Source organism: Saccharomonospora saliphila YIM 90502, from assembly GCF_000383795.1.
In the GTDB taxonomy this organism is placed as follows: domain Bacteria; phylum Actinomycetota; class Actinomycetes; order Mycobacteriales; family Pseudonocardiaceae; genus Saccharomonospora; species Saccharomonospora saliphila.
In genome coordinates this window covers 29,184-38,939 of sequence record NZ_KB912649.1, presented here as the reverse complement: position 1 = coordinate 38,939, position 9,756 = coordinate 29,184, and the positions used below count along the sequence as shown (strand labels likewise).

The 9,756-nt window shown below is 70.0% G+C and carries 10 protein-coding genes; 9 read left to right on the top strand and 1 reads right to left on the bottom strand.

Annotation, left to right across the window (positions count from 1 at the left end; translation table 11 throughout):
* Positions 1–418 (bottom strand): inositol monophosphatase family protein (locus SACSA_RS22075; protein WP_019814984.1); only part of this gene is annotated, 418 nt, incomplete at its 3' end.
* 162 nt (positions 419–580) lie between these two features.
* Here SACSA_RS22075 and SACSA_RS0108270 point away from each other — a divergent pair.
* The 9 genes from SACSA_RS0108270 to SACSA_RS22070 form a co-directional block, all read left to right on the top strand.
* The gene (locus SACSA_RS0108270; RefSeq protein WP_019814983.1) at positions 581–1,279 is read left to right on the top strand and encodes a demethylmenaquinone methyltransferase; all 699 of its coding nucleotides are present in this window, start codon (positions 581–583) and stop codon (positions 1,277–1,279) included.
* Positions 1,280–1,289: 10 nt separating this feature from the next.
* Entirely contained in the window at positions 1,290–2,564 is a 1,275-nt protein-coding gene (locus SACSA_RS0108265; protein WP_019814982.1) for a geranylgeranyl reductase family protein, read from the top strand.
* A gap of 843 nt (positions 2,565–3,407) precedes the next feature.
* Entirely contained in the window at positions 3,408–3,821 is a 414-nt protein-coding gene (locus tag SACSA_RS0108260; RefSeq protein ID WP_019814981.1) for an NADH-quinone oxidoreductase subunit A, read from the top strand.
* Between the two features lie 7 nt (positions 3,822–3,828).
* Positions 3,829–4,377, top strand: coding sequence for a NuoB/complex I 20 kDa subunit family protein (locus SACSA_RS0108255; RefSeq protein WP_019814980.1), 549 nt, complete (start codon positions 3,829–3,831; stop codon positions 4,375–4,377).
* A complete protein-coding gene (locus tag SACSA_RS0108250; RefSeq protein ID WP_019814979.1) occupies positions 4,377–5,141 on the top strand; it encodes an NADH-quinone oxidoreductase subunit C in 765 nt (254 codons plus the stop codon). The genes SACSA_RS0108255 and SACSA_RS0108250 overlap by 1 nt, the downstream gene beginning before the upstream one ends.
* Positions 5,138–6,511, top strand: coding sequence for an NADH-quinone oxidoreductase subunit D (locus SACSA_RS0108245; RefSeq protein ID WP_019814976.1), 1,374 nt, complete (start codon positions 5,138–5,140; stop codon positions 6,509–6,511). The genes SACSA_RS0108250 and SACSA_RS0108245 overlap by 4 nt, the downstream gene beginning before the upstream one ends.
* On the top strand, positions 6,508–7,368 hold the full coding sequence (gene nuoE, locus SACSA_RS0108240; protein WP_019814975.1) for an NADH-quinone oxidoreductase subunit NuoE: 861 nt from the start codon (positions 6,508–6,510) through the stop codon (positions 7,366–7,368). The genes SACSA_RS0108245 and nuoE overlap by 4 nt, the downstream gene beginning before the upstream one ends.
* A 70-nt stretch (positions 7,369–7,438) precedes the next feature.
* The gene (nuoF, locus tag SACSA_RS0108235; protein ID WP_019814973.1) at positions 7,439–8,728 is read left to right on the top strand and encodes an NADH-quinone oxidoreductase subunit NuoF; all 1,290 of its coding nucleotides are present in this window, start codon (positions 7,439–7,441) and stop codon (positions 8,726–8,728) included.
* Positions 8,725–9,756, top strand: a 1,032-nt coding sequence (locus tag SACSA_RS22070) for a 2Fe-2S iron-sulfur cluster-binding protein (protein ID WP_019814971.1), incomplete at its 3' end; no start/stop codon positions are given. The genes nuoF and SACSA_RS22070, both read left to right, overlap by 4 nt.

Here is a 9,756-nt window from a genome sequence, read left to right as displayed (position 1 = left end):
CCTGCCCACGGGAGGCGTCGGCGACCACCCCGACCAGCGGACCCGCCGAGTCGGCGAGCGCGAGGCCGTAGGCGCACCACGGCAGCCCCGCCACGTAGTTCCGCGACCCCGCCACGGGCGCGGCCAGCCACTGGTACCCCGGCTCCCGCGGCGAACCCGGGCGCGCGGGGGAACAGGTGACGGGCAGGTCCGGGAACTCGGTGCCCAGCACACGGCGGGTGTGCCGTTCGAGCGTGTGCCCGGTGTCACGGACCCAGTCGAACGGGGAATCGGCGCCCCGCGCGCCTGTCCGGCCGGCCGTGGCGGTGAGGACGTCGATGGCGTCGGCGGCCAGCCGCTCGGCCACGTCGAGCGCGGTCGACACGAGGCCGGGATCGGGGGCGGCCGTCCGCGGGGCACCGGGAGACATCAGGGCCATGCCGGTCCAGCGTGGCCGAACCGGGTGTCGGCCACGCGACGTCGAGGTGACGTGCCCACCCGCACCGCGTGAACGTCTCACCGCGCAGGCGCAGCGCCCTCACCCGAACGGGTCGCCGCGCGCGGCGGCGGGCCCCCTGCGTCGTCCGATTACACTGCGGTCATGGCGCGAGCGAGCCTCGACAAGGACCCCCGTGACGTCGCGGCGATGTTCGACGACGTCGCCAAGCGCTACGACCGGGCGAACTCGGTGATGACCCTCGGTTTCGACCGCCGCTGGCGGATCGCCACAGGGCAGGCGCTCGACATGGGGCCGGGGCAGAAGGTGCTCGACCTCGCGGCGGGTACGGGCGTGTCGACGGAGGAGTACGCGCGCAGCGGCGCGTGGTGCGTGGCCGCGGATTTCTCGATCGGCATGCTGCGCGGCGGCGCGCACCGCGAGGTGCCGATGGTGGCCGCCGACGCGCTGCGGCTTCCCTTCGCCGACGAGAGCTTCGACGCCGCCACGATCAGCTTCGGCGTGCGCAACTTCGTCGACACGAAAGCCGCGCTCACCGAGATCGCCCGGGTGGTGCGCCCGGGCGGGCGGCTGGTGATCTGCGAGGTCTCCACGCCCACGTTCGGCCCGATCCGGTTCCTCCACCGGGCGGTGGTCCTGCGGGTCCTGACGTGGCTGGGCCGCCGGGTCTCCTCGAACCCGGAGGCGTACGCCTACCTCGCCGAGTCGATGCTGAACTGGCCCGACCAGCGCCGCTTCGGGGAGATGATCGCCGAGTCGGGATGGGTCGGCGTCGAGTGGCTGAACCTGACCTTCGGGGTCGTGGCCATCCACCGCGCACGCAAGCCGGAGGCCGGCTCGTAGACTCGCGCGCATGACTCAGGACGCCGAGGTCATCGTCGTCGGTGCCGGCCCCGCGGGCTCCACCGCCGCCACCTACCTCGCCCGCGCGGGCGTCGACGTGCTCCTGCTGGAGAAGAGTGCCTTCCCCCGCGACAAGGTGTGCGGTGACGGCCTCACCCCGCGCGGGGTCAAACAGCTCATCGACCTCGGCATCGACACCAGCCCCGAGGCGGGCTGGGTGCACAGCCGGGGCCTGCGCATCCGCACCGCGGAGCTGACGCTGGAGCTCGACTGGCCCGAGCTGACCAGCTACCCGCCCTACGGTGTGGCGCGCACCCGGCGGGACTTCGACGAACTGCTCGCCTCCACCGCCGTGAAGGCGGGCGCGCGTCTGTGCGAGCGCACGTCGGTCACCGGGGCGATCACCGACGAGCGCACCGGCCGGGTGGTCGGGGTGCGGGCGAAGCAGGGGCCGGACAAGCAGCCGGTGTCGTACCGCGCGCCACTGGTGCTCGGCTGCGACGGGGTGTCGGCGCGGCTGGCGCTGTCGGTGGGCATCGACAAGAGTGACACCCGCCCGATGGGCGTGGCCGTGCGCCGGTACTACCGCAGCCCTCGGCACGACGACCCGTACATCGAGGGCCACCTCGAACTGTGGGACCGCCGTGACCCGGCGCAGCCCGCGCTGCTGCCCGGCTACGGGTGGGCGTTCCCGCTCGGCGACGGCACGGTGAACGTGGGGCTGGGGATGCTGTCCACCTCGGCGTCGTTCCGCAACGTCGACTACCGCGCGCTGCTGCGCTCGTGGCTGGACTCCACGCCAGAGGAATGGGGCTACCGCGAGGAGAACGCCGTGGGCCGCATCGGCGGGGCGGGGCTGCCCATGGGCTTCAACCGCACGCCGCACTACCGCGACGGGTTACTGCTCGTCGGGGACGCCGGGGGCATGGTGAGTCCGTTCAACGGGGAGGGCATCGCGGCGGCGATGGAGTCGGCGAGCCTGGCCGCCGAGCACGTGGTGCAGGCGCTGGCCCGGCCGGGCGGACCGTCGCGGGAGCGTGCGCTGCACGGGTACCCGAGGGCGGTCGCCGACCTGATGGGCGGCTACTACCGGCTGGGCAACCTGTTCGCGCGCGCCATCGGCAAGCCGAAGGTGATGCGCCTGGCGACGAAGTACGGCCTGCGGATCAACCCACTGATCCCGCTGGTGTTCAAGGGCATGTCCGGCTGCTACGACCAGCGCGGCGGCGACGCCGTCGACCGCCTGGTCACAACCCTGTCCAAACTCACCCCGTCCCCCCGCTGAACCCCGCGAGTCGCCCCTCACGGCCCGCGAGTTGCCCCTGGTGGCCCGCGAGTTGCCCTTCGCGGTTGGCTGAGTTGCCTCTGGTGGCCCGCGAGTTGCCGTAGCGGGCCGGAGGTGCCCGCCCTGAGTGCGGGGTCGCCGGGCTTACCTGCGGAGTGGGCGCGACAGCGGTGGTGAAGCAGCACCGTGGCTCGCCTGTTCCGGTCGTACGTGCGGTCGGTGACCAGTGCGCGTGAGCCCGTGAAGCACCCGATGTGGGGTGGGCACTCGCGCTGCCGACTCCATGGGCACCCGGTACTGGCTCGCGGGGCTCGACAGGGCACTCGCCGTCAGCCAGGGGCATCTCGCCGTACCGAGGGGGCAACTCGAGGGGCTTGAGGGGGCAACTCGCGGGCTCCTGGGGGCAACTCGCGGGCCGTGAGGGGCAACTCGCGGGGTCCGGGGGGGGGCGACTCGGGGTGAGTGGGGGTGGGAAAGCTCACAGTACGCGCGTACTATAGGAGTTGGTGACCGTCCGCGCAGGTCTCGGGGTTCACCGGGCGTGGGGCGGCCGGGGTTCCCGGGGGTGCGACTGGATCGATACCACGGGGGCTAGCGACAACGTGTGAGTCGCGTCCTAGACTGCTCCCATGTTTTGTGAATGGCTTCACAACCGCGCCGACAGGCTTGTGAAGTCTTTCACAAGCGAGGTTGGTTGCGACCGTCGTGACAGAGGTGGTTGAGCACACAAAGTAAGGCGGCCCTGACTCGTCGGGGTGTGGCGCAGGTCCCTTAGGGTCTCGCTCGACCGGTTTGTTCTCGATCACGTCCGTTACGCAGTGGCGCGGAAAGGATGGTGCCGCAGTGAACTCCTCGGCGGCAGAGGTGCTCGCGCAGGGGAACGCGGATTCCGGCCTCGGTGTTTTCCTGCCGCTCGTGTTGCTGTTCGGGCTCGCGCTCGCGTTCGCGCTCTTCTCGGTGCTGCTCGGGCCCCTGCTCGGCCCCAGCCGGTACAACAAGGCCAAGCTTTCGGCCTACGAGTGCGGCATCGAACCGTCGCCGCAGCCGCTGGTGGGTGGTGGACGGATGCCCATCGCCTACTACGTGACGGCGATGCTGTTCATCCTCTTCGACATCGAGATGGTGTTCCTGTTCCCCTACGCCGTGGCGGCGGACTTCCTGGGGCTGTGGGGCGTCGTCGCCATCACGCTGTTCATCGCGACGTTCTTCATCGCCGACATCTACGTGTGGCGGCGTGGCGGGCTGGATTGGAACTGAGGCAGGCATGGGTCTGGAAGAGAAGCTCCCCAACGGAATCCTGCTGACCACCCTCGAGGGCGTGGTCAACTGGGCGCGGAAGAACTCGCTGTGGCCCGCCACCTTCGGGCTGGCCTGCTGCGCGATCGAGATGATGACCACCGGTGGGTCCCGCTACGACATCGCGCGCTTCGGCATGGAACGCTTCAGCGCCACCCCGCGTCAGGCGGATTTGATGATCGTCGCGGGCCGGGTGACGCAGAAGATGGCCCCGGTCCTGCGCCAGATCTACGACCAGATGGCCGAGCCGCGCTGGGTGCTGGCGATGGGCGTGTGCGCCTCGTCCGGCGGGATGTTCAACAACTACGCCGTCGTGCAGGGCGTCGACCACATTGTGCCGGTGGACATGTACCTGCCCGGCTGTCCACCCCGGCCGGAGATGCTGCTCGACTCGATCCTCAAGCTGCACGCCAAGATCCAGGACGAGCCGATGGGCCCGCGCCGCGCGGCGCTGCGCGCGGCCAGCGGCGAGAAGACCGAGATCGTGCCGTCGTCGATCAAGTACGCGAAGAAGTGATGGGCATGTCTGACCAGAAGCCTGAGCCGGGCGGCGAGCAGTCGAGCGCCGAGCGCGAGCCCGAACTGAGGCCGCAGGGCACTCAGCCCGCCGCCCCCGTCGAGCCGGTGGTGGCGGGTCGCGAGCGCAGGGGCATGTTCGGCGTGTCCGGAAGTGGGGACACCTCCGGTTACGGCGGCCTGCGGCTGCCCGCCTACTCGCCGCCGCCCGCCGAACGTCCCTACGGCGGCTGGTTCGACGACTTCGCCGACGAGTTCTACGCCGCGCTGGGCGAGAACGGCATTCCCGCCGAGGCGATCCAGCAGGTCACCGTCGACCGGGGTGAGATCACCTTCTACGTCGCCCGCGAGCACCTCGTGGCGATCTGCCGCACCCTGCGTGACGACGCCGGGCTGCGCTTCGAGTTGTGCAGCTCGGTGTCCGGCGTGGACTACGGCGTGGACGTGCCGCAGCGGCTGCACTCGGTCTACCACCTGACGTCGATGACGTTCCGCCGCCGCATCCGGCTCGAGGTCACGCTCGAACCCGAGGACCCGCACGTCCCGTCGATCGTGGAGGTCTACCCGACGGCCGACTGGCACGAGCGCGAGGCCTACGACATGTTCGGCATCGTCTACGACGGACACCCGGCCCTGACCCGCATCCTCATGCCCGACGACTGGGACGGGCACCCGCAGCGCAAGGACTACCCGCTGGGCGGAATCCCGGTGGAGTACAAGGGCGCGGAGATCCCGCCGCCCGACACGCGGAGGTCCTACTCATGACCACGAGCGACCGCATCGCCGAGAGCAGCACCGGCACCGACACCACGGCCGAGGGCGCCGACAGCGCCCGGTACGCCGAGCACCGGGAGACCACCGAGGGCCGCGTCTACACGGTCAGCGGCGGCGACTGGGAGGACGTCCTCGGCGACGCCACCCAGTCGGAGCGCATGGTCATCAACATGGGCCCGCAGCACCCGTCCACGCACGGCGTGCTCCGGCTCGTGCTGGAGATGGAGGGTGAGACGGTCACCCAGCTCCGATCGGTGATCGGTTACCTGCACACCGGCATCGAGAAGAACTGCGAGTACCGCACCTGGACCCAGGGCGTCACGTTCGTGACGCGCATGGACTACCTCGCGCCGTTGTCCAACGAGATGGCGTACTGCCTCGCGGTGGAGAAGCTGCTCGGCATCGAGGTGCCGCGGCGTGCCCAGTTGCTGCGGGTCCTGCTGCTCGAGCTCAACCGACTGGCTTCCCACTTCGTCTACATCGCGACCGGCGGCATGGAACTCGGTGCCACCACGGCGATGACGCTCGGCTTCCGCGAGCGCGAGGAGGTCCTGCACCTGCTCGAACACCTCACCGGGCTGCGCATGAATCACGCCTTCATCCGCCCGGGCGGTCTCGCGCAGGACATGCCCGAGGACTGGGTGGCCAAGGTCGACGAGTTCTGCAAGGTGATGGACAAGCGCCTTCCGCTCTACGACAAGCTCTTCACCGGCCAGCCGATCTGGCGCAACCGGCTGAAGAACGTCGGCTACCTCCCCGTCGACGCCTGCCTCGCGCTGGGTGTCACCGGGCCGGTGCTGCGTTCGGCGGGACTGGCGTGGGACCTGCGCAAGGTGGAGCCCTACTCCTGCTACGACGAGTTCGATTTCGAGGTGCCCACCTCCACCGACGCCGACTGCTGGGCCCGCTACCTCCTTCGTGTCGAGGAGATGCACCAGTCGCTGCGGATCATCCGGCAGGTCCTGAAGATGGCCGAGCCGGGGCCCGTGATGGTCGAGGACAAGAAGATCGCCTGGCCCGCGCAACTGTCCATCTCGTCCGACGGGCTCGGCAACTCGCTCGAACACGTCCGCAAGATCATGGGTCAGTCGATGGAGTCGCTGATCCACCACTTCAAGCTGGTCACCGAGGGCTTCCGCGTGCCGCCGGGCCAGGTGTACGTGCCGGTCGAGTCCCCGCGCGGCGAACTGGGCTACCACGTCGTCTCCGACGGCGGTACCCGCCCGATGCGCGTCCACGTGCGCGAACCGAGTTTCGTCAACCTCCAGTCGATGCCCGCGATGGCGGAGGGCGGCCTGGTCGCCGACGTCATCGCGGCCATCGCCTCGATCGACCCGGTGATGGGGGGAGTGGACCGATGACCACGTCTTCCGAGACTCCGCGCCCCGGCCCGCAGCAGGCCGAGCGGACCCACGCGGCGGCGTCCGACGACGTCGACGTCATGGCGATCTCGCCGGTGCGTGAGGAGGGGATGCTGACCGAGTCCCGCCCCGCCGATCCGTTCGACGCCGATACCGAGGCGGAGGCCCGCGACCTCGCCGGGCGCTACCCCGATTCCCGCTCGGCACTGTTGCCGATGCTGCACCTGGTGCAGTCGGTGCAGGGCTACGTCAGCCAGGAGGGGGTCGCCTTCTGCGCACGGCAGCTGAACCTGTCGGAGGCCGAGGTCAGCGCGGTCGTCACGTTCTACACCATGTACAAGCGCAAGCCCTGCGGTCAGCATCTGGTCAGCGTCTGCACGAACACGCTGTGCGCCGCGCTGGGCGGGGACGCGATCTACGAGCGGCTGTCGAAGCACCTCGGTGAGGGCGGCACTCCGCTGGGACACGAGGAGACCGCGGGCGAGCCCGGCGAGGAGGGCTCGGTCACGCTCGAACACGCCGAGTGCCTGGCGGCGTGCGACTTCGGGCCCGTGCTCCAGGTCAACTACGAGTACTTCGACAACCAGACGCCGGAGAAGGCGGTCGAGCTCGTCAACGCCCTGCGCCGGGGGGACAAGCCCCAGCCCACGCGAGGCGCGCCGCTGTCGGACTTCAAAGCGGTCGAGCGCCAGCTCGCGGGCTTCTTCCCCGAGGACGAGGACGTCTTCCGGGCCGATGTGGACGGACCGTCGCAGGCGGTGGAGACCGTGCGCGGTGCGCAGCTCGCGACCGATCGCGGGTGGACGGCTCCGGTGATGCCGGCCGAGGCCCCTCTTCCGGAAACGGAGGCGAAATGAGTGAGCATCGTTTCTTCCGCTCATGGAGCCGATCGGGTGCGGGTGCCCCGCAGGACACAGGGGAGGCGAAATGAGTGCCGATCCGCTGACGCCGGTTCTGACGAAGCGGTGGCTCTCGCCGCAGTCGTGGCGGCTGGCGACCTACGAGAAGCTGGAAGGCTACACCGCGATCCGCAAGGCGCTGCGCGGCACGCCCGAGCAGATCGTGCAACTGGTCAAGGACGCGGGCCTGCGCGGTCGCGGCGGTGCGGGTTTCCCGGCGGGCGTGAAGTGGTCGTTCATGCCGCAGAACGAGGACAAGCCGCACTACCTGGTCATCAACGCCGACGAGGGCGAGCCGGGCACCTGCAAGGACATCCCGCTGATGATGGCCGACCCGCACTCGCTCATCGAGGGCTGCGTGATCGCCGCCTACGCGATGCGCGCCCACCGGTGCTTCATCTACGTGCGTGGTGAGGCCCTGCACCCGATCCGCAGGCTCAACGCGGCGGTGCGGGAGGCCTACGAGGCGGGCTACCTCGGCACCGACATCCTCGGGTCCGGGTTCGACCTCGACATCACGGTGCACGCGGGAGCGGGCGCCTACATCTGCGGTGAGGAGACCGCGCTGCTCGACTCCCTCGAGGGACGCAGGGGCCAGCCGAGGCTGAAGCCGCCGTTCCCCGCCGCCTCCGGGCTCTACGCGGCACCGACCACGGTGAACAACGTGGAGACGATCGCCACCGTGCCCTACATCGTCAACGGCGGGGTGGACTGGTTCCGCGAGATGGGCTCGGAGAAGTCGCCCGGCCCGAAGATCTACTCGATCTCCGGGCACGTCGAGCGTCCCGGCCAGTACGAGGCCCCGCTCGGCACGACCCTGCGGGAACTGCTGGACATGGCGGGCGGCATGGCCGACGGCGTCCCGCTGAAGTTCTGGACGCCCGGCGGCTCCTCCACACCGCTGTTCACCGCCGACCACCTCGACGTGCCGCTCGATTTCGAGGGCGCGGCCGAGGCGGGCTCCATGCTCGGCACCACGGCGGTGCAGGTGTTCAACGAGACCGTCTCGGTGCCGTGGGCGGTGATGAAGTGGACGCAGTTCTACGAGCACGAGTCGTGCGGCAAGTGCACCCCCTGCCGGGAGGGAACCTACTGGCTGGCGCAGGTGCTCGAACGGATGGTCGCGGGGCGGGGCACCGAGGAGGACATCGACACCCTGCTCGACGTCTGCGACAACATTCTCGGCCGTTCGTTCTGCGCGCTCGGGGACGGCGCGGTCAGCCCGATCACCAGCGGCATCAAGTACTTCCGGGACGAGTTCGTCGCACTCTGTGAGAAGAACCGGGCCGTCGCGCCCGAACTGGTGGGAGCATCATGACCATCGCACCCGAGACGTCCTCGGCCGACGAGACGCCCGTTCCCGAGGGCCACGTCAAGCTCACCATCGACGGTGAGGAGGTCATCGCCCCCAAGGGCGAGCTGCTGATCCGGACCGCCGAACGGCTCGGCACCGTGATCCCGCGGTTCTGCGACCACCCGTTGCTCGACCCGGCGGGCGCGTGCAGGCAGTGCCTGGTCGAGGTCGAGATGAACGGCCGCCCGATGCCGAAGCCGCAGGCGTCCTGCACGATGACCGTCGCGGACGGCATGGTCGTCAAGACGCAGGAAACCTCGCCGGTCGCGGACAAGGCGCAGCAGGGCGTGATGGAGCTGTTGCTCATCAACCACCCGCTCGACTGCCCGGTCTGCGACAAGGGCGGCGAGTGTCCCTTGCAGAACCAGGCGATGGCGCACGGCAGGCCGGAATCGCGCTTCCGGGACACCAAGCGCACCTTCCCGAAGCCGTTGCCGATCTCGACGCAGGTTCTCCTCGACCGCGAGCGGTGCGTGCTGTGCCAGCGTTGCACCCGCTTCTCGGCGCAGATCGCGGGCGACCCGTTCATCGACCTGCTCGAACGCGGCGCGAACCAGCAGATCGGCACCTCCGAGACCGCCGACGTGTTCGACGCGGCCTCGCACACCAGTGCTGGCACGCCGTTCCAGTCCTACTTCTCCGGCAACACCATCCAGATCTGCCCGGTGGGGGCGCTGACCAGCGCGCAGTACCGGTTCCGCTCCCGCCCGTTCGACCTGGTGTCCTCGCCCAGCGTGTGCGAGCACTGTTCGTCGGGCTGCGCCGAGCGGACCGACTTCCGGCGCGGCGCGGTCATGCGCAAGCTCGCCGGGGACGACCCGGAGGTCAACGAGGAGTGGATCTGCGACAAGGGCCGCTTCGCCTTCCGCTACGCCACGGCCGAGACCCGGGTGCGCACGCCGCTGGTGCGCAACGCCGAGACCGGTGAGCTGGAGGAGGCGTCCTGGACGCGCGCCCTGCGCGTGGCCGCCGACGGCCTGGCCGCCGCACGC

Bases quoted from the DNA above. Each gene is read 5' to 3' on its own strand.
- nuoF (WP_019814973.1), top strand. From the start codon at position 7,439: ATGAGTGCCGATCCGCTGACGCCGGTTCTGACGAAGCGGTGGCTCTCG.
- SACSA_RS0108270 (WP_019814983.1), top strand. From the start codon at position 581: ATGGCGCGAGCGAGCCTCGACAAGGACCCCCGTGACGTCGCGGCGATG.
- SACSA_RS0108255 (WP_019814980.1), top strand. From the start codon at position 3,829: ATGGGTCTGGAAGAGAAGCTCCCCAACGGAATCCTGCTGACCACCCTC.
- SACSA_RS0108265 (WP_019814982.1), top strand. From the start codon at position 1,290: ATGACTCAGGACGCCGAGGTCATCGTCGTCGGTGCCGGCCCCGCGGGC.
- SACSA_RS0108245 (WP_019814976.1), top strand. From the start codon at position 5,138: ATGACCACGAGCGACCGCATCGCCGAGAGCAGCACCGGCACCGACACC.
- SACSA_RS0108250 (WP_019814979.1), top strand. From the start codon at position 4,377: ATGGGCATGTCTGACCAGAAGCCTGAGCCGGGCGGCGAGCAGTCGAGC.
- nuoE (WP_019814975.1), top strand. From the start codon at position 6,508: ATGACCACGTCTTCCGAGACTCCGCGCCCCGGCCCGCAGCAGGCCGAG.